General features: G+C 67.7%; 14 protein-coding genes. 9 read left to right on the forward strand and 5 right to left on the reverse strand.

Annotated elements, in window-relative coordinates; genetic code table 11:
- Nucleotides 1-167: 167 nt before the first annotated feature.
- Nucleotides 168-1,775 (forward strand): HNH endonuclease signature motif containing protein, encoded by a 1,608-nt coding sequence (locus tag CA982_RS03875; protein WP_086534032.1) that lies wholly within the window; start codon nt 168-170, stop codon nt 1,773-1,775.
- A 60-nt stretch (nt 1,776-1,835) separates the two neighbouring features.
- Here CA982_RS03875 and clpB read toward each other — a convergent pair whose 3' ends face one another.
- Nucleotides 1,836-4,388 carry an ATP-dependent chaperone ClpB gene (clpB, locus tag CA982_RS03880; protein ID WP_086534033.1) on the reverse strand — a complete coding sequence of 851 codons (2,553 nt, stop codon included), beginning with the start codon at nt 4,386-4,388 and terminating at the stop codon, nt 1,836-1,838.
- A gap of 195 nt (nt 4,389-4,583) precedes the next feature.
- Between clpB and CA982_RS03885 the strand changes: the two genes are divergently transcribed.
- A complete protein-coding gene (locus CA982_RS03885) occupies nt 4,584-6,011 on the forward strand; it encodes a glucose-6-phosphate dehydrogenase (RefSeq protein ID WP_086534034.1) in 1,428 nt (475 codons plus the stop codon).
- A gap of 15 nt (nt 6,012-6,026) precedes the next feature.
- Here CA982_RS03885 and CA982_RS03890 read toward each other — a convergent pair whose 3' ends face one another.
- Both CA982_RS03890 and CA982_RS26540 read right to left on the reverse strand, forming a co-directional pair.
- Complete coding sequence (locus tag CA982_RS03890; protein ID WP_244176114.1) at nt 6,027-7,913, reverse strand: glycoside hydrolase family 15 protein; 1,887 nt, start codon at nt 7,911-7,913, stop codon at nt 6,027-6,029.
- Between the two features lie 21 nt (nt 7,914-7,934).
- Nucleotides 7,935-8,084, reverse strand: coding sequence for a hypothetical protein (locus CA982_RS26540; RefSeq protein WP_158097795.1), 150 nt, complete (start codon nt 8,082-8,084; stop codon nt 7,935-7,937).
- On the opposite strand from CA982_RS26540, the gene CA982_RS03895 reads away from it, so the two are divergent.
- Nucleotides 8,083-9,321 carry a cytochrome P450 gene (locus tag CA982_RS03895; RefSeq protein WP_086534036.1) on the forward strand — a complete coding sequence of 413 codons (1,239 nt, stop codon included), beginning with the start codon at nt 8,083-8,085 and terminating at the stop codon, nt 9,319-9,321. The genes CA982_RS26540 and CA982_RS03895 overlap by 2 nt on opposite strands.
- Nucleotides 9,322-9,345: 24 nt before the next feature.
- On the opposite strand, the gene CA982_RS03900 is transcribed toward CA982_RS03895, so the two are convergent.
- Nucleotides 9,346-10,122 (reverse strand): DUF427 domain-containing protein, encoded by a 777-nt coding sequence (locus CA982_RS03900; protein ID WP_086534037.1) that lies wholly within the window; start codon nt 10,120-10,122, stop codon nt 9,346-9,348.
- Between the two features lie 401 nt (nt 10,123-10,523).
- On the opposite strand from CA982_RS03900, the gene CA982_RS03910 reads away from it, so the two are divergent.
- The 3 genes from CA982_RS03910 to CA982_RS03920 all read left to right on the forward strand — a co-directional run bounded on the left by CA982_RS03910 (nt 10,524) and on the right by CA982_RS03920 (nt 13,574).
- Nucleotides 10,524-11,078, forward strand: a complete 555-nt coding sequence (locus tag CA982_RS03910) for a DUF6328 family protein (RefSeq protein ID WP_086534039.1) — start codon at nt 10,524-10,526, stop codon at nt 11,076-11,078.
- A 32-nt stretch (nt 11,079-11,110) separates the two neighbouring features.
- Complete coding sequence (locus CA982_RS03915; RefSeq protein ID WP_086534147.1) at nt 11,111-12,007, forward strand: MBL fold metallo-hydrolase; 897 nt, start codon at nt 11,111-11,113, stop codon at nt 12,005-12,007.
- Nucleotides 12,008-12,092: 85 nt separating this feature from the next.
- Nucleotides 12,093-13,574, forward strand: a complete 1,482-nt coding sequence (locus CA982_RS03920) for a CYTH and CHAD domain-containing protein (protein ID WP_244176115.1) — start codon at nt 12,093-12,095, stop codon at nt 13,572-13,574.
- Between the two features lie 10 nt (nt 13,575-13,584).
- Here the strand turns inward: CA982_RS03920 and CA982_RS03925 are convergent, their stop codons facing one another.
- Nucleotides 13,585-15,102 carry a Mur ligase family protein gene (locus tag CA982_RS03925; protein WP_086534040.1) on the reverse strand — a complete coding sequence of 506 codons (1,518 nt, stop codon included), beginning with the start codon at nt 15,100-15,102 and terminating at the stop codon, nt 13,585-13,587.
- 279 nt (nt 15,103-15,381) lie between these two features.
- On the opposite strand from CA982_RS03925, the gene CA982_RS03930 reads away from it, so the two are divergent.
- From CA982_RS03930 to katG, 3 genes are all read left to right on the forward strand, one after another.
- The gene (locus tag CA982_RS03930) at nt 15,382-16,398 is read left to right on the forward strand and encodes a hypothetical protein (protein ID WP_086534041.1); all 1,017 of its coding nucleotides are present in this window, start codon (nt 15,382-15,384) and stop codon (nt 16,396-16,398) included.
- A gap of 113 nt (nt 16,399-16,511) precedes the next feature.
- The gene (locus CA982_RS03935) at nt 16,512-16,955 is read left to right on the forward strand and encodes a Fur family transcriptional regulator (protein ID WP_086534042.1); all 444 of its coding nucleotides are present in this window, start codon (nt 16,512-16,514) and stop codon (nt 16,953-16,955) included.
- A 48-nt stretch (nt 16,956-17,003) separates the two neighbouring features.
- Nucleotides 17,004-19,229 carry a catalase/peroxidase HPI gene (gene katG, locus CA982_RS03940; protein ID WP_086534043.1) on the forward strand — a complete coding sequence of 742 codons (2,226 nt, stop codon included), beginning with the start codon at nt 17,004-17,006 and terminating at the stop codon, nt 19,227-19,229.
- The last annotated feature ends 60 nt before the right edge of the window (nt 19,230-19,289 follow it).

A 19,289-nucleotide genomic window follows, 5' to 3' on the forward strand; every position in this document is an offset into this window, starting at 1 on the left:
GCCGCACGAGTCGCGAGAGAACCACCGCCCGAGTCCCCTACCACACGGCACCGACAAGCTGTCGCCGCCGAATAGCATTGAACGACAGCCTGTTTGGTCTTGCCATGTGCTGACATTGATGTACACTTGAAGGATATTCGAACCGCACACGGGGGGGGTGACGGTCAATGTTCGATTCCCAACACGTCATCGGCACCGACGCGCCGCGGCCTCGTGCGGTCGAGTTGGTGGCCGATCTCCACCGGCTCCTCGACGCGTTGCAGTCCGTGGACCTGTCGCCGTGCACCGACGCCGAACTCACCGAGGTCGCGGCTGCCACCGAACGTGCCATCGCGCGACTGACCGTCGCCGGCGACCGGCAGATCAATGAGGTCGAGGCCCGCGACCTTCCCCGTAAGACCGGCTGCCGCACGCTGATGCAGTTCATGACCCACCGCCTGCGGATCTCCAATCCGATGCGCCGCCGCAAGCAGATGGACGCCACCGCCACCCGCACCAGCCTCGGCGGCGAGCTCCTTCCACCCGAATATCCCTGCGTCGCCGAGGCTTTCGCCCAAGGAACGGTGGGCACCGCGCACGTCCAGGCCGCCCTCGATGTCCTCGACCGCATCCCGAACGCTGTCGACCACGACGTGAAAGTCGCTGCCAAACGTCAGATGACCGAAATCGCCGAAGCCCACACACCCGCCGACATCACCCAACTCGGTGCCCGGCTCCTCGCTTATCTCGACCCCGACGGCACCCTGGCCGACGACACCGACCAGAAACGACGCCGCAACCTGTGGATTGGCCGGCAACGCGCCGACGGTACCGCCAAGATCTCCGGCACACTCACCCCCGAACTCGTCGCCCGACTGACGATGATGTTCGCGGTCTGGGGAAAGCCTGGACTCAACAACCCCGACGACCCTGAGTCACCCAGCGGGCCGGCCGGCAACGCCGACCCTGACGCCCTGGCCACTGCTGCCGATCGTGACGGGCGCACCCTCGCCCAGACCAATCACGACGCACTCAACGCCCTACTCAAGGCAGTCCTCGACGACGGGTTGCTCGGGAAATCTCACCGTGGCTTACCCGTCCAGTTGATCATCAAAGCCGACCTCGACGACCTGATCCGCGAAGCCGGCTTGGCCACCACCGCCACCGGCACCCTGCTGCCCATCGCTGACCTGATCGCGATGGCCGGTGAGGTTCAGCCGTGGCTGGCGATCTTCAAAGACGCCACCGCCGTTCCCCTGTATTTCGGGCGGGGCAAGCGCCTTGCGACCCGCGAACAACGACTCGTCTCCTTCGCCCGTCCCGACGGTGAGGTGTGCTCGGCACCCGGCTGCGACCAACCCGCCACCCACGTCGACATGCATCACGCACAACAGGATTGGGCCGACGGTGGTCTCACCGACATCGACGACCTCGCGCCGGCCTGCCCGCGTCACAATCGGATGGTCGGCGACGCACCTGGGCAGTACACCACCCGGATCGCTCGGTCCGGACCCGACGAGGGCCGCTGCGTGTGGCGATTGAACGCCGAACCGGGCGCGCCGCCCAACCCCGAACACCTCAACCGCCGACCCGACATATCCCGGCGATTCGCGGAACATCTGAACACCGTGCGCGACGAAATCCACGGACCGCCAACCCGGCCCGGCGATCAAGCACGCAGCTCATGGCTGACGATCAGCCACGTCATTGACGTTCGCCCACCCCGACCCGGCCAACGACAGCTTCACCCCTCCCTCGTCGAGGCGCACCTCATGGAGCTACTCGCCACCCTCTGAACTACGCACAACGACAAAGGGACCCATCCCGAAGGATGGGTCCCTTTGTCTTTCATGAACTCAGCCGAGTACCAACGATTCTCCGTCGGCACTGACGTTGACCGGCACGACGTCACCGTCGCGGATGTCGCCGGCGAGCAGCTGCTTGGCGAGCTGGTCACCGATGGCCTGCTGCACCAACCGGCGCAGCGGGCGAGCACCGTACAGCGGGTCGAATCCGCGTGCGCCCAGCCATTCCTTGGCCTTGGTCGACACCTCGAGATCGAGGCGACGCTGCGCGAGGCGCCTCTTGAGCTGGCCGAGCTGGATGTCGACGATCGACACCAGTTCCTCCGGGCTCAGGGCGTCGAAGATCACGACGTCGTCGAGACGGTTGATGAACTCCGGCTTGAACGCCGACCGCACGGCCATCATGACCTGGTCCTTGTCGCCACCCGCACCGAGGTTCGAGGTGAGGATCAGGATGGTGTTGCGGAAATCCACCGTCCGGCCCTGTCCGTCGGTCAGTCGACCTTCGTCCAGCACCTGCAGCAGCACGTCGAAGACGTCCGGGTGGGCCTTCTCGATCTCGTCGAACAGGACCACCGTGTACGGACGACGCCGCACGGCCTCGGTCAGCTGGCCGCCGGCCTCGTACCCGACGTAGCCGGGCGGAGCACCGACGAGCCGCGCCACGCTGTGCTTCTCGCCGTATTCGCTCATGTCGATGCGGACCATCGCCCGCTCGTCGTCGAACAGGAATTCGGCGAGCGCCTTGGCGAGCTCGGTCTTGCCGACACCGGTGGGGCCGAGGAACATGAACGAGCCGAGCGGCCGGTTCGGGTCCGCGACGCCCGCACGGGCACGACGCACTGCGTCGGACACCGCCTGCACCGCGTCCTTCTGACCGATGACCCGGTGTCCCAGTTCCTCTTCCATGCGCAGCAGCTTGGCGGTCTCGCCTTCGAGCATGCGTCCGGCCGGGATTCCGGTCCACGCCGACACGACCTGGGCCACGTCGTCGGGTCCGACCTCCTCCTGCAGCATCACGTCCTGCGACGGATCGGTGCCGGTCTTCTCGATCGCGGCCTCGAGTTCCTTCTCCAGTCCGGGGACGCGACCGTACCGCAGCTCGGCGGCCCGTCCGAGATCACCGTCGCGCTCGGCGCGATCGGCCTCTCCGCGAAGCCGTTCCAGCTCCTCCTTGAGGTCTCGGACAGCATCGATCGCGGTCTTCTCCGACTGCCACCGGGCGGAGAGCTCATTGAGCTTCTCCTTCTGGTCGGCCAGCTCGGCGCGCAGCTTCTCGAGCCGCTCCTTCGACGCCGCGTCGGTCTCCTTCTGCAAGGCGACCTCTTCGACCTCGAGCCGGCGGACGATCCGCTCGACCTCGTCGATCTCGACGGGGCGGGAGTCGATCTCCATCCGCAACCGCGACGCCGCCTCGTCGACGAGGTCGATGGCCTTGTCGGGCAGGAACCGCGACGTGATGTAGCGATCGGAAAGCGTTGCGGCGGCGACCAGTGCGGAGTCGGTGATGCGCACACCGTGGTGCACCTCGTACCGGTCCTTGAGGCCGCGGAGGATGCCGATGGCGTCTTCGACCGACGGTTCACCGACGTACACCTGCTGGAAGCGACGCTCGAGTGCGGCGTCCTTCTCGATGTACTTACGGTATTCCTCGAGAGTCGTGGCACCGACCAGGCGCAGCTCACCGCGGGCGAGCATCGGCTTGATCATGTTGCCGGCATCCATCGCGGAATCGCCTGTCGCACCGGCACCGACGATCGTGTGCAGCTCGTCGATGAAGGTGATGACCTGGCCGGCCGAACCCTTGATCTCGTCGAGCACGGCCTTCAGGCGCTCCTCGAACTCGCCTCGGTACTTCGCGCCGGCGACCATCGAACCCATGTCGAGGGAGATGACGGTCTTGTTGCGCAACGACTCCGGCACATCACCGGCGACGATGCGCTGGGCGAGGCCCTCGACGATCGCGGTCTTGCCGACGCCGGGCTCACCGATGAGGACCGGGTTGTTCTTGGTCCGTCGGCTGAGCACCTGCACGACGCGCCGGATCTCGGTGTCGCGGCCGATGACCGGGTCGAGCTTGCCCTCGCGGGCGGCCGCGGTCAGATCGGTCGAGTACTTTTCGAGAGCCTGGTAGGTCGATTCGGGGTCCTCGGAGGTGACCCGCGCACTGCCGCGCACGGCGACGAATGCCTCGCGCAGAGCCTGCGGTGTCGCACCGAGGTTGTGCAGCAGTTTGGCGACATCGGAGTCACCGGTCGCCAGGCCGACGACGACGTGCTCGGTCGAGACGTACTCGTCGTCGAGTTCACCGGCCAGCTGTTGGGCTGCGGTGATGGCTGCGATCGATTCGCGGGATAGTTGAGGCGTCGAGCTGGCGCCGGACACCGTCGGCATGCGATCGACCAATGCCTGGGCCTGCGCACGAACGCTCGACGGGTCCACGCCCACTGCCTTGAGCAGCGGCGACGCGATGCCGTCGGACTGATCGAGCAGTGCCACGAGGATGTGGGCCGGTCGCACGTCGGGGTTGCCAGCACTGGCCGCCGCCTGCACAGCAGAACTCAATGCTTGCTGTGTCTTGGTGGTGGGGTTGAAGCTGTCCACTCGCGTGCACCTTTCTCTTTAGTCCAACAGGCTCAAGTATGAGCCCTACGCGGTCTATAACGCCAACAGAGTTGAGCGCATTCCACTCAGGTCTTGAGAGTTTGTGATCTAGCTCACCATCGCACGAAGTAAGCGCACCAGCGACGCGCTCCGCAGATATCGGAACTCCGGAACGTCGATGGGCACTATTGGTGCATGACCGCAGCCAGCTCAGCACGGAAGAACACGACGCAGTCCGGCACCGGCACGGCAGTGATCTTCATCCTCTTCGGGTCGACGGGCGATCTCGCCAAGCGGATGGTCCTGCCATCGCTGTACGAACTCCACCGTCGAGACCTGCTCCCCGACGGATGGCAGCTGATCGGCAACGGGCGAGGCGACCGTACCGACGATGAATTCCGGCAGCACGTGAAGGACGCGATCGAGGAATTCGGTTCGGACGGGTCGGTGTCTGCGGACGAATGGGCGTCGTTCGCCGAGACCATCCACTTCGCCGGCGGTGGGTTCAGCGTCGACGACCCCGGCCGTCTGCTCGAGGTGCTCGACGCCGCCCGCGGGGCCGTCGGCTCCGCCCAGCTCGTCCACTACCTGGCCCTCCCGCCCACGACTTTCGTCGACTACACGAAAGCGATTGCCGCGCACGGCCTCGCGAAGGATTCGCGCGTCGTCTACGAGAAGCCGTTCGGCACGTCTCCCGACGGTTTCCGGACCCTCGACGAAGCGGTCCACCAGTCCCTCGACGAAAAGCAGATCTACCGGATCGACCATTTCCTCGGGAAGGAGAGCACCCAGAATCTGCACGTGCTCCGCTTCGCCAACGGACTGTTCGCCGGTGTGTGGAACCGCGAACACGTGGCGGAGGTCCAGATCGACGTCCCGGAAACCCTCGACATCGCCGACCGCGCCGCGTTCTACGACGCCACCGGCGCATTCCTGGACATGATCGTCACCCACCTGTTCCAGGTGGCGGCCGAAGTCGCGATGGAACCCCCGGTCTCGCTCGGCGCCGACGACCTGCTCGACGCGCGGGAGTCGGTCATCGCGGCCTTCCGCCCGCTCGACCCGACCGAGGTGGTCTTCGGCCAGTACGACGGTTACCGCGACACCGAGGGCATCCCCGAGGACTCCACCACCGAGACATTCGCGGCGGTACGCCTGTGGGTCGACACCGACCGCTGGCGCGACGTCCCGTTCTTGCTCCGGACCGGCAAGATGCTGGACCACAGCTCCCAGCGACTCAGCCTCGTGTTCCGTGCCCCCGCCGACGGTCCGGTGACCGACACCCCGAAGGACGGCACCGTGCTGACGTTCGACCTGGCCGGCGACGGTGCCATCGATCTGGCCGTCACGATCAAGGAACCGGGTTCGGGCACCGACCTCTCCGTCGCGCACATGACCGAACAGCTCGACGAGGTGGCCGACGGTCTGTCGCCCTATGCGCGACTCATCGTCGACGTGTTGCGCGGCGATCGGTCGCTGTTCACCCGGCCTGACGGCCTCGCCCATGTGTGGGAGGTCGCCGCACCGGTGCTGGCGAATCCGCCGGCGCCGCGACCGTATGCGGCTGGGTCGACCGGCCCGGCGGCCGCCGACGACCTGTGCGGCGGGTCCGGCTGGATCTGAGTGCGAACGTCGGATCTAATCCCCGAGTCGCCGGTCGAGGTTGATCGCCGCGCTGATCAGGGCGAGGTGAGTGAACGCCTGCGGCGTGTTGCCGAGCTGTTCACCGGTCAAACCGACCTGCTCGGCGTACAGGCCGAGGTGATTGGCGTGGGTGAACATCTTCTCCAGCGCCAGACGCGCGTCGGCGAGGCGGCCGACCCGGGTGAGCGCTTCGACGTACCAGAACGAGCACAGCGAGAACGTTCCCTCGGCTCCGTCGAGGCCGTCGTGGCCGCCGTCGGTGTCGTACCGGAACACCAGGGAGTCGCTCACGAGTTCCTCCTCGATCCGCTCGAGGGTGCGGACGAATCGGTCGTCGATGGGCGACAGCAACTTCACGGCGGGGATGAGCAGGAGAGCCGCGTCCAGACGGTCGGAGTCGAGAGTCTGGACGAACGCCCCCACCTCGTCGTTCCACCCGCGTCCCATGATCTGCACGAAGATGTCGTCGCGCGCCTTCATCCAGCCGGCGATGTCCCCGGGTAACCCCCGCTGCCGGCTCATCCGGATCATCCGCTCGAGGGCCACCCACGACATCACGCGGGAGTAGACGTAGTCCTGCGGCTTGCTGCGCACCTCCCAGATGCTCTGGTCCGGGCGATCCCAGTTGTCGACGAGCCACCCGGCCACCGTGCACAGATGGGTCCAGGACCCGTAGGAGATCCCCGGCCCGTACTTGTTGTACAGGTAGACCGAGTCGATGAGTTCGCCGTAGATGTCGAGCTGAAGCTGGTCGGCGGCGGCGTTTCCGATCAACACCGGCGAGGTCTGCCGGTAACCCTCCCAATGGTCGAGTTCGGTCTCCTTCGGTGGTGGGTCGCCGTCGAGGGTGTACATCAGTCGCAGCGGCCCGAGGTCCCCCGACTCGTCGGCACCGTCGTCGAAGCGGCAGGTCAGCCAGTCCATGAACGCACCGGCCTCGTCGGTGAACCCCAACCGGAGCAACGCGTAGAGCGTGAACGCGGCATCGCGGATCCACACGTAGCGGTAGTCCCAGTTCCGTTCGCCGCCGATCTCTTCGGGAAGTGCGGCGGTGACCGCGGACACCACTGCCCCGGAGGGTTCGTGCGTCAGCAGTTTGAGTGTGAGAGCCGATCGATGCACCATCTCCCGCCACCGGCCGGTGTACGACGACCGCGAGACCCAGTCCTGCCAGAAGGCGACGGTCGCGGCAACGACCGCGGGAGAGCTGTCGTGGTCGAGCATCTCGGGTCCGATCGGGTCGGGCGCGAGAACGAAGGTGACGCACTCGCCGGTCTCGACGGTGAAGTCGGCTCGCGCGTCTCGGTCGTCGATCGCGTCGACAGCGACCGTCGACACGAGATGCAGCACCAGGTCGTCGGTCTCGAAACGAATCCGACGCTCGTCCTCGACGACGAGGGTGTGTGCCGTACGGCCGTAGTCGAACCGTGGCGCGACCGTCACGCGGAACCGCACCGAGCCGCGGACACAGGAGATGCGACGGATGATCCGGGTGTGGTGGTCCGGATCGTGTGGTCGCGCGATCGGCATCAGGTCCTGCACCTCGGCGACACCGTCCTCGCTCAGGAAGCGGGTGACGAGCACGTTGGAGTCGGGGAGGTAGAACTGCCGCGTGGTGACGTCCCCATCGACCGGTTCCACTGTCCAGGCGCCGCCCCGACGGGCATCGAGCAACGAGCCGAACACACTCGGCGAGTCGAACCGCGGACAGCAGAACCAGTCGATCCGCCCGTCGACTCCCACCACCGCGGCGGTGCGAAGGTCACCGATGACACCGTGGTCGGCGATCGGCAGGTAGTCGCCGGCGGCGTCGGCGGTAGTCGCGCCGTCGCAGCGGGAAGTCGGGGTCGCGTCCTCGCCGGATTCGGCCGCGGTGCTCATGGCGGCGATTCGGCGCCTGACTCATCGCGGATGGGCCGGCAGCTCCGGCCGCACGCCGACCGGGTTCGTCAATCCGCCGATCTGGAACACCTCGATATCGGACACTCGGAGCGAGAAGTACCCCTCGACGGAAGGACGCGCGGTGCCGACAAGCAGCGTGAGCACGAGCATGACCGACGACGCCGCCACCGTCTTCGCCGACGCCAAGGCCTACACCGACGAGCCGCGCCTGCACGCCGCGATGGCACACCTGCGAGCACACGATCCGGTTCCACGCGTCGACCACGGCCCCTACCGGCCGTTCTTCGCCATCACCAAGCACGCAGACATCATGGACGTCGAGCGCGACAACAACCTGTGGCTGAGTGAACCGCGTCCCGTGCTGACCACGGCCGCCGCCGACGATGTCGCGCGAGCGCAGCTGGAATCGGGTGCGGGACTGCGCACCCTGATCCACATGGACGACCCGCACCACCGCAAGGTCCGCGCGATCGGCGCCGATTGGTTCCGACCGAAGGCCCTGCGCGACCTGCAGACCCGCGTCGACGAGCTCGCCAAGCGCTACGTCGACCGGATGCGCGACATCGGCCCGGAGTGCGACTTCGTCGAGGAGGTCGCGGTCGGCTTCCCGCTGTATGTGATCCTGTCGCTGCTGGGCCTGCCCGAAGAGGACTTCCCGCGGATGCATCAGCTCACGCAGGAACTGTTCGGCGCCGACGACGTCGAATACCGGCGAGGGGCAACGCTCGAGGAGCGGATGGCGACACTGCTGGACTTCTTCGCCTACTTCAACGAGCTGACCGCGTCCCGACGCGCTCACCCGACCGAGGACCTGGCCTCGGCCATCGCCAACGGCCTCATCGACGGCGAGCCCCTGTCCGACGTCGACACCGCGTCGTACTACGTGATCGTGGCGAGTGCGGGCCACGACACCACCAAGGACGCGATCTCCGGCGGTCTGCGGGCGCTCATCGAGAATCCCGGTGAGCTCGAACGCCTTCGCCGCGAACCGGAACTCATGGGCACCGCGGTCGAGGAGATGATCCGGTGGACCACGCCGGTGAAGGAGTTCATGCGCACCGCCGCCGAGGACACCTCGGTCCGGGGTGTACCGATCGCGAAGGGCGAATCCGTCTATCTCGCTTATACTTCGGGCAACCGGGACGAAGAGGTCTTCGACGACCCGGACACCTTCGACGTCGGCCGCTTCCCCAACAAGCACCTGTCGTTCGGGTACGGCGTCCACTTCTGTCTCGGCGCAGCCCTCGCCCGGATGGAGATGAGAAGCTTCTTCGCCGAACTGATCCCGAGGCTGGACTCCATCGAGCTCGCCGGGACGCCCGAGCTGGCCGCGACCGTCTTCGTCGGCGGACTCAAGCACCTGCCGATCCGATACTCGCTGCGCTAGAACAGATCTTCCGCGGTGGCTCGTTCACGCATCGACGGTGAGCGAGACCCGTTCGTCGTAGAAGCAGATGAGGTCCCGCACAGGCTCGGCGTCGGTCAGTGGATCGGTGTAGGTCCACGCGACGTCGGGGACGACATCGTCGCCGACGACCGCCGACCAGTACGTCGCCACCCCCTTGTACGCGCAGACCGTGACGGTGTCCGACGGCACGAGCAGGTCCATGCGAACGTCCTCGCGCGGAAGGTAGTGGCGTGGCGGCAGATGGGTTTCGAGCAGAAGGGTGGGGCGTCGGCTGTCCGCCAGAACCGTGTCGCCGACCCGCACCACGACGTGCCGGCTGGTGTCGAGGCAGTCGATGCGCTGGAACGGATCATGCGGATGGCCGATCGCCGTCTGGTCCTCCTCGCGCCACTCGTCGAAGGCCGACCAGTCCAGGAGAACGTGATCGGCGAGGTCCGGATCTCGCGGGCGGAACCCGGCGCCGCGCAGCGTTCGTCCGCCGGCCCGCAGGTCGTAGACCGTACCGGGCGTCGTGTGGATCGCGAACGGGTCGTCGGGTGTCAGGATCGGCGCATGTTCGACGGAAGCGTCGACCGTCTGCGAATTCACAAGCCGTACAGCAACATCGGCGACGGGCACCGCATAGCATCCGACCACCCGGTAGGGCTCCCACACCTGGAGGGGCGCTGGTGAGTCGACGACGTCCCGTCCGTCGACCGTCGCGCGCACCCGCCGACGCATGTCGGCCCAGCGCAGCGAACCGAGCTGGGACATCGTGAGTTCGTCCATCGACGTGGCCATGGTCCGATGGTCCTCCGATCGCGCGTCATACGCCAGGGTCGATCGGGTCCCCGACGATCGCCGCCTCTCCCCGAGGAGCGAGCTCGCGAGCGTCCCGCTCCCTGAGGAGCGAGCTTGCGAGCGTCACCCCGCTCCCTGAGGAGCGAGCTTGCGAGCGTCACCCCGCTCCCTGAGGAGCGAGCTTGCGAGCGTCACGAAGGGTTCGCTGACTTGACCGGCGACCCTTCGTGGCTCGTCGCTTGCGCTCCTCACACCTCAGGGAGCGGTGGGGGCGCTTGCGCTCCTCACACCTCAGGGACCGGTGGGGGCGCTTGCGCTCCTCACGCCTCGGAGCAGAGGAGTGACCGCTTCGAGACTCGGCGGCACGGCTCGACGAGACCCAACAATGCAACGATGAGCAGATGACCCGTCCGTCGGACACCGACCGACCCCAGCCCGGCGCCGACGACGCCGAGTGGAATCGCGCGCAGCGCGACGAGACGGAAACCCAACGGCTGGACCGCAACTGGAACTCGCTGCTGCAGGAGCTCCGCGTCGTGCAGACGGGCGTGCAGATCCTGACCGGTTTCCTGCTCACCCTGCCGTTCCACGACGGGTTCGAGGAGCTGGGCGGCACACTACGCGTGATCTACCTGATCACCGTGTCGTGCGCGGTCGGTGCGGCGATCCTGCTCGCCGCACCGGTGGCCCTGCACCGCGCGCTGTTCCGGCAGCATCAGCTCGCGCTGATCGTCACCTACGCGCACTTTCTCTCATTCGCCGGACTCACCCTGTTGGGACTGGCGCTGTCCGGCGCGGTCACGGTCGTCTTCGGTGCGACCGCCGGCCCGGTCCCGTCGGCGATCGCCGGGGTCGTGACGCTGGTCGTGTTCTCGCTCGCGTGGCTGATAATCCCACTGTGGCTGCGCGCGGTGACCGGCTCGCCGGCGGGTTCCACCGACGACCCGCGGCGTTGACAGCGTTCACCTGCCCGGGGTACGCAGACGACGTGACCCTCGCACCGAGTTTCATCGAGAACCGCTATGACGAGGTGACCGTGCTCGCGTCGTCTCATGGCGGTGCGTTTCCATACGGCAACTCCGTCGTCGTCCGCGGCTCCGCCGGCACGCTGGTGATCGATCCCTCACTCGAGGTCGACCACGATCCCGTGCAACCCGATGCGGTGATGATCAGCCACGCACACGAGGATCACATCGCCGGTCTCCGCCATTTCGCCGCAGACAAGTTCGCCCATCACGCGGATGTCGGCGGCGTGCGGTCCCTGCAGGTCCTCCTCGACAACTACGGCCTGACCGACGAGCAGCGGGCAGGCGTCGACGCTCAGATCGGCGACACCTTCGGCCTGACGCCCGGCTTCCCCGACGCCGCCGGAGTCGACGACGGGCACGTCTTCGACCTGGGCGACGTCACGGCAACGGTCGTGCACCTGCCCGGTCACACCGCGGGACATTCCGGGGTACTCGTCGAGCCCACCGGCTTCCTCTATCTCGCCGACATCGACCTCACCTCGTTCGGACCGATGTACGGCGATCTGGGGAGCAGCGTCGACGACTACCTGGCGTCGATCGCGCGGGTGCGAGACATCGACGCCCACTGGTACGGCACCTTCCACCAGAAGGGGGTCGTCACCGGCGCCGACGACTTCCGCACACGGCTCGCGGACTACGAGGGCGTCATCCATCGGCGGGACGAGCGGCTGCTGGAGTTGCTGCGACGTCCGCGCACGGTCGACGAGATCGTCGTCGAGCGGCTCGTCTACCGGCCCCACGTCCGGCTGCCCTTCGTCGACGCGGTGGAGAAGCGGACTGCCGAACTCCATCTCGCTCGGCTCCTGCGCCACGGCCAGGTCGCGCGCTCCGACGAGGACGTCTACCACCGCATCTAGGGCGATCGCCTGCTCCACACGTTTACCCGATGTCGGGTTCGGTCACCCTGTGTCAGCGACACACGTGAGAGTGAGGAGCGAACAAGTGCCCACCGACACCACGCGCGACAACAGCTGGGACTTCGGTCTGGACAGCGCGATCCCCGACCTCGGCGACTCCGGCGACGTCGAGGTCTCGTCGACCGATTTCAGCGACACGTACTACGACACCGAGGACCGGGACCTGCTCGCGCACGGGACCACGGTCGTCTACCTCGACGGTGGGGATGACGACGGTGGGGATGACGACGGTGGGGATGACGGCGGCGGGAACGGCCGGGTCCCCGGGTGGCGGGTCACGACGCCGTCCGTCGGCGAGGTCATCACCGAGCGGATCGACGCGCCCGCCGCGGCCGTGCCATCGGCGATCGCCGACGCCCTGTGGGGCCTGGCCGGAGGTAAACCCCTGCGCGTCGCGGCGATCGTCCACACGCACCGAACCCGCCACCGGCACCTGGATGCCGCCGGGGAGCACGCCTACGACGTGGTCGACGACACCGTCTCGGCCACCGTCACCGGCCCGGTCGCCACCGCCACATCGTGGCGCGAGGTCAGCGTGCGCGCGGGTTCCCGCGAGCAGGCGATCCCCACGAGCGTCCGCAGACGGATGGCCGGGGCCGGCGCGCGGCCGGCGTCGGCATCGTCGACCTTCGAGCGTGCGATCGGTCACGAGGCGCTGCGCCATGCCGACCCGGCATCACCGGCCGCAGGCGCGGTGCTGGACTACGTCCGGGAGCAGATCGCGACGATCGTCGCCGGTGACATCGCCCTGCGACGCGGGGCGAACCCGGTGCACGCCGTCCGCGTGGCCATCCGCCGGCTGCGCAGCACACTGCGGACGGCGGCTCCCCTTTTCGCACCGGACGGTCTCGCGGATCTCGACGACGAACTGCGGTGGTTCGCCGGTGTGCTCGGCGAGGTGCGCGACCGTGAGGTCCTGCGCGCCCGCTTCGCCTCGGCAGTCGCCGATCTCCCCGACGAGCTGGTGCTCGGGCCGGTCGCGGCGCGGATCGACGAAGAGCTCTCCGCGCAGCAGCATCATCATCGGCAGACCGTCACCGACGAGATGCGGTCGGATCGGTACCGCCGGCTGCTGTCGGCCCTCGCGACCTGGAACGAGTCGGTCCCGCTCGCCGACGACCAGATCTCGAAGAAGGCGTTGCGACGCACCACCATCCGTGCGGCGCGCAAGGCCGACAAGCGCCTCGCGCACGCGCTGGCGACGGGCAACGTGGAGGATCTCCACCGAGCGCGCAAGGCGGCGAAACGGGCCCGGTACGCGGGCGAGCTGGCTGCGCCGGTCGTCGATCGGTCGCTGGGCCGGTCGCAGGCCAAACGTTACAAGAAGATTCAGACCGTCCTGGGGGAACACCAGGATGCCGCGGTGGCCGCCCGCACGATCCGGGAGCTGGGTGCCGGTGCCGGAGTTCGTCAGGGCGAGAACGGATTCACCTACGGGATCCTGTATCAGCGCGAACTCGCCGCCGCTGCGGCAGCCCGCGAAGCCGTCCTGTCCGGGCAGAGCTGACGCCGGCCCCTCAACCGCCGGGCGTCTCGAGGATCGCGCGCCGCAGCTCGGTGTGGTCATCGAAGAACGTCGTCTCCGGTCCGTACCGCCGAAAGGTGTCGCTGCCCCGGCCGGTGACCACGACGACATCGTGGTCCCCGGCCATGGTCGTGGCGATCGAGAAGGCGGCCTGCCGGTCGGACTCCTCGATGACGAGCGCCGACGCCGCGCGGCGTGCACCCCGGAGCACCCGTGCCCGGATGGCCCCCGGGTCCTCGTCCTCGGGACTCTCATCGGTCACGATCACCACGTCGGCATATCGTGCCGCGACCTCACCCAGGGGTTCCCGCTTACCCGGGTCTCGCCCGCCGGTCGCGCCGATGACCACGATCAGTCGCCCGCCTTCGGTCAGTGACCGCAGATACGGGAACAGGGCGTGCTGACCCGCGGTGTTGTGCATGTAGTCCACGATCGCCCGGTAGGCCTGTCCCGCGTGCACGGGTTCGCACCGGCCCGGGATGCCGGTCACCGAGGAGATCCCCTCGGCCGCCGCGGCGAGGTCGACGCCGTCGGCCACCGCGGAGGTGAGCGCGAGCAGGGCGTTGCCGACCTGATGGGGGCCGAGCACCTGTAGTCCGATGCGGGCTCGCCCGTAGGGCGTGTGGGCGGTGAACTCGGCTCCGAGCGGTCCGGTCCGGATCCCGGTGGCGACGACATCGGCGTCCGGACGGGAGGTCGAGCACGTCCAGGTCTCCGTGGTCGTGCCGGCGGCCAGTCGCGCACCCCACTCGTCGTCGATGTCGATCACGGCGACCTGCGTCCGATCGGCGGTGAACATCGCGGCCTTGGTGGCGAAATAGCTCTCCATCGAATCGTGATAGTCGAGGTGGTCGTCGGAGAGGTTGGTGAACGCCATCACCCGGAACACGGTGCCGTCGACCCGCCCCTGGTCGATCGCATGCGAGGAGACCTCCATCGCGCAGCAGGTGATGCCGTGACGCCGGAACGTCGCCAGCGTCCGTTGCAGCATCGGCGCCTCCGGCGTCGTGCGCGCCGGGACGACATCGCATCCGGGACCGCGGATGCGTGCGCCGGAGATGAGTCCGGCGGCCTCGCCCGCCGCGGTCAGCGCGGCGTCGACGAAGTGGGTGGTACTGGTCTTCCCGTTGGTGCCGGTGACACCGAAGATCCGCAGGTCCCGGGACGGATTCCCGTGGAACCAGGAGGTCAGCGGCCCCATCACGCGTCGCGGTTCGTCGACGACCAGAGTCGGCAACAGGGACGCCGGACGGTCGCTGATCACCAGCACGGCACCGGCCGCGGCCACCTCGCGCTCGAAGTCGAGTCCGTGCCACCGGCTGCCCGGTATCGCCAGGTAGGCGTCCCCGGGGCGGATCGTCCGGGAATCGTCGTCGATGTCGCGCACCATGATCGGGCCGGCTCCGGCCCCGCCGACGATCGGCGTCCCGAGGTGGTCGGCGATCCGCGCGATCGTGAGCCGCGCACCCGGGTCGGGGTCCGTCCGGCGACCACTCCGCTCCGGGTTCATCGCGCCTAGGTACCCGGGGCGCGGGCGAGCCCAAACCTCGACGTATGGTGCCGCTCGGTCGACTTTCCCGCCGTTATCGTGCAAAACCCGGCAATCGGACATGAGCCAGTTGCTCGCGCAACTGTGACACGCCTCACAACCGATCGAAAGCGTTGTGGTGCTTGCCCTTTGCCACCTCACCCGGTGCCGATTTCCGCCGGGGTGTTACATCTGCCCTCGTCGTGGCAACACTCGGGTTGTAGCCCGATCCCGACCCGCACCAGAGGGGAGCAAGAACCGATGACCGTTTCCACCACCACCGTTCACCAGCAACTTCGCGCGATCCTCGCGCTGACGCACACCGAGATCCAGATCGCCGAGACCCGGCAGGCCCAGGCCCGCACCGACGCCATCCGCAAGGAACTCGCCCAGAATGCCGAGAACGCACGCGAGCGTGCACTCACCATCGAGAACGCGCTGCGAGACCGCGGCGGTCTCGTCGACGTGATCCGACCTGTTCTCGGCCGCTTCGGAGCGGTGGCCAAGACCCTGGCCGAGCAGACCCAGCCGCTCGACGAGGCCCTGCTCGACGACCTCGCGCTCGAACAACGGCTCGTCGCACGCTCCACCTACCTGAAGGCACTGGCCACCGGCCAGGAGGATCAGGCGCTCGTCGGCCTGGCCGATCAGCTCATCGACGCCCATACGGCGACCGTCCACTGGCTCACCACTGTCCTCGCCGAAGAGGCACTGGGCGGACCGGCCGCGCTGCGTCGCGGACCTTCGCAGTGGGCCAGCGGCCTCGCGGCGCGCGCCCTGACCGCGCCGGCTCTCGGCGCATCATGGGCGATCGACCGCACCGCCGAGTTCGCGCGTCAGTTGCCCGATCCCGTCGACACGATCCGCAGCCGCTTCGGACGCGCAGTCGACGAGGCCACCGAGACCGCGTCGCGCGCCGGTGACGCAGTGAGCAATGCCGGCGCAGCCGTATCCAAGACGGTCGCCGCCGGACGCGACGCCGCCCTCGAGGCCGTCGAGGACAGCGCCCGCGACAACGGCGCCGCAGGCGCGGCCGACGCCCTCCATCAGCTGCGCGAGATCACCGGAACCGTTGAGGCCGAGGATCTCCCGATCGAGGGTTATGTCGACCTGAACGTCACCGACGCGGTCGCCGCGGTCAAGGAGCTCACCAAGCCGGCCGACCTGCGCGTCACCCTCGCCTACGAGGAGGCGCACAAGAACCGCCAGCGCGTCATCTCGGCGGTCGAGATCCGATTCGCCGAAGTCGCCAAGGACCTGGTCGGCATCGACAGCTGATCGACCGCACCGACCGACGGCCGCCATCCATCCGATGGCGGCCGTTGTCGTCCGGACAGAAAGAAATTTGGATCAGATCCAGAAAAACCGTGCGAGACCGCACTGACGCCCCTATGGTGGGTCACGTGGCATCGACATCGGACTATGCCCAGCAACTCCGGGCCGCAGATCTTCGTGTCACCCAGCCGCGGGTGACGGTGATGCATGCCGTCGACGATCACCCACACGCCGACACGGACACGATCTACCATGCGGTACGCGAAACCCTCCCCAAGGTCTCACGTCAGGCCGTCTACGATGTGTTGCACGCCCTGACCGAGCGCGGTCTGATCCGTCGGATTCAACCGTCTGGTTCGTTGTCGCGCTACGAATTTCGCACCGGAGACAATCACCACCACGTCGTCTGCCGCGCCTGTGGCGCGATCGGCGACGTGGATTGCGCAGTCGGGGAAGCCCCATGCCTGACCCCATCTGACGACCTCGGCTTCGTTGTCGACGAAGCCGAGGTCATCTTCTGGGGACTCTGCCCCGAGTGCGCCAGCACGACCCCGACCTGATCACCCCCGCGTGATCACAGCCCGTCAGTCCCCCTCGAAAGGAATGTCGTGACCTCCGACAGCCGCCCGCCCAACTCCGACGCCGACACCGCAAGCGCCAGCGAGAGCGAGAATCCGGCGATCCCCTCGCCGAAGCCGAAAGCGCATGCGCCGCTGACCAACAAGGACTGGTGGCCCGAGCAGATCGACCTCTCGATCCTGCACGCCCATTCCTCGCTGTCCAACCCGCTCGGCGAGGACTTCGACTACGCAACGGAATTCGAGAAGCTCGACGTCGAGGCGCTGAAGGCCGACCTCATCTCGCTGATGACGACGTCGCAGGACTGGTGGCCCGCCGACTACGGCCACTACGGCGGTCTGTTCATCCGCATGAGCTGGCACGCCGCCGGCACCTACCGCATCTTCGACGGCCGCGGTGGCGGCGGCCAGGGCGCGCAGCGGTTCGCCCCGTTGAACAGCTGGCCGGACAATGCCAACCTGGACAAGGCGCGTCGTCTGCTGTGGCCCATCAAGCAGAAGTACGGCACCAAGCTGTCCTGGGCCGATCTGCTGGTCTACGCGGGCAATGTCGCGCTGGAGTCCATGGGCTTCAAGACCTTCGGCTTCGGCTTCGGCCGCGAGGACATCTGGGAGCCGGAGGAGGTGTTCTGGGGTCCGGAGGACGCGTGGCTGGGCACCGACAAGCGCTACTCCGGTGAGCGCGAGCTGGCGCAGCCGCTCGGCGCCACCACGATGGGCCTCATCTACGTCAACCCCGAGGGCCCCGAGGGCAAACCGGACCCGATCGCCGCAGCCGAGGACATCCGCGAGACGTTCAGTCGCATGGCGATGAACGACGAGGAGACTGCCGCCCTCATCATCGGCGGTCACAGCTTCGGCAAGACGCACGGCGCCGGCGACGCCGACCTGATCGGACCCGAGCCCGAGGGCGCGCCGATCGAACAGCAGGGCCTGGGCTGGAAGTCGGGATACGGCAAGGGCAAAGCCGAGGACACCATCACCAGCGGCCTCGAGGTCGTCTGGACCTCCACCCCCACCCAGTGGGGTAACGGATTCCTCCAGAACCTCTACGGCTACGAGTGGGAACTCACCAAGAGCCCGGCAGGTGCCTGGCAGTACGTCGCGAAAGACGGTGCGGGAGCGGGAACCATCCCCGATCCGTTCGGCGGTCCCGGGCGCGCCCCGACGATGCTGGTCACCGACGTCGCGCTGCGTGAGTCGCCGATCTACGCCGACATCACCCGCCGGTGGCTCGATCACCCCGAGGAGCTCGCCGAGGCGTTCGCCAAGGCCTGGTACAAGCTGCTCCACCGCGACATGGGCCCCGTCAGCCGCTACCTGGGCCCGTGGGTTCCCGAGCCACAGATCTGGCAGGACCCGGTGCCGGCGGTCGACCACGAGCTGATCGACGCCGACGACATCGCATCGCTCAAGAGCACTCTGCTGGAGGCCCTCTCGCCGACGCAGCTGCTCAAGACCGCGTGGGCGTCGGCCGCCAGCTTCCGCAGCACCGACAAGCGCGGTGGCGCCAACGGCGCACGCATCCGCCTGGAGCCGCAGAAGAACTGGGAGATCAACGAGCCCGGCGAACTGGCCAAGGTGTTGCCGGTCCTCGAACAGGTCCAGAAGGACTTCAACGACTCGGCCTCGGGCGGCAAGAAGGTGTCGCTCGCCGACATCATCATCCTCGGCGGCGCGGCTGCTGTCGAAAAGGCCGCGGAGGCAGCCGGATTCCCGGTCACGGTGCCCTTCACCCCGGGTCGCACCGATGCATCGCAGGAGAGCACCGACGTCGACTCGTTCGAGGTTCTCGAGCCCCGGGCCGACGGCTTCCGCAACTACAGCAAGGGCGAGGAGAAGACACCGCTGGAGTCGCTGTTGCTCGACCGCGCGTACATGCTGGATCTCACCGCGCCGGAACTGACCGTCCTGATCGGCGGGCTCCGCGTGCTCGATGCCAACTACGGTGGCACCAAGCACGGTGTGTTCACCGACCGTCCCGGCGTCCTGTCGACCGACTTCTTCCGCACCATCGTCGACATGAACATCGAGTGGAAGTCCGGCACCGACGAAAACGTCTACGAGGGAACAGATCGCGCCACCGGCGAGACCAAGTGGACGGCGACCGCCGCAGACCTGGTCTTCGGTTCGCACTCCCAGTTGCGTGCCCTGTCGGAGGTCTACGCCCAGGACGACTCGGCGGAGCGGTTCGTGAACGACTTCGTCAAGGCGTGGGTGAAGGTCTCGGACAACGATCGGTTCGATCTGGCCTGACCTCTCACCGTCGCAACCCAGAACACCCCGCGGGTCAGCTGCCCGCGGGGTGTTCCGCGT

It is taken from the genome of Gordonia lacunae (genome assembly GCF_002149015.1).
GTDB classification, from domain to species: domain Bacteria; phylum Actinomycetota; class Actinomycetes; order Mycobacteriales; family Mycobacteriaceae; genus Gordonia; species Gordonia lacunae.

Excerpts from the sequence above, each read along its gene's own strand:
- CA982_RS03875 (WP_086534032.1), top strand. The coding sequence starts at position 168 with ATGTTCGATTCCCAACACGTCATCGGCACCGACGCGCCGCGGCCTCGT.
- CA982_RS03885 (WP_086534034.1), top strand. The coding sequence starts at position 4,584 with ATGACCGCAGCCAGCTCAGCACGGAAGAACACGACGCAGTCCGGCACC.
- CA982_RS03890 (WP_244176114.1), bottom strand. The coding sequence starts at position 7,913 with ATGAGCACCGCGGCCGAATCCGGCGAGGACGCGACCCCGACTTCCCGC.
- CA982_RS03895 (WP_086534036.1), top strand. The coding sequence starts at position 8,083 with ATGACCGACGACGCCGCCACCGTCTTCGCCGACGCCAAGGCCTACACC.
- CA982_RS26540 (WP_158097795.1), bottom strand. The coding sequence starts at position 8,084 with ATGCTCGTGCTCACGCTGCTTGTCGGCACCGCGCGTCCTTCCGTCGAG.
- CA982_RS03900 (WP_086534037.1), bottom strand. The coding sequence starts at position 10,122 with ATGGCCACGTCGATGGACGAACTCACGATGTCCCAGCTCGGTTCGCTG.
- CA982_RS03910 (WP_086534039.1), top strand. The coding sequence starts at position 10,524 with ATGACCCGTCCGTCGGACACCGACCGACCCCAGCCCGGCGCCGACGAC.
- CA982_RS03925 (WP_086534040.1), bottom strand. The coding sequence starts at position 15,102 with ATGAACCCGGAGCGGAGTGGTCGCCGGACGGACCCCGACCCGGGTGCG.
- CA982_RS03930 (WP_086534041.1), top strand. The coding sequence starts at position 15,382 with ATGACCGTTTCCACCACCACCGTTCACCAGCAACTTCGCGCGATCCTC.
- CA982_RS03935 (WP_086534042.1), top strand. The coding sequence starts at position 16,512 with ATGGTGGGTCACGTGGCATCGACATCGGACTATGCCCAGCAACTCCGG.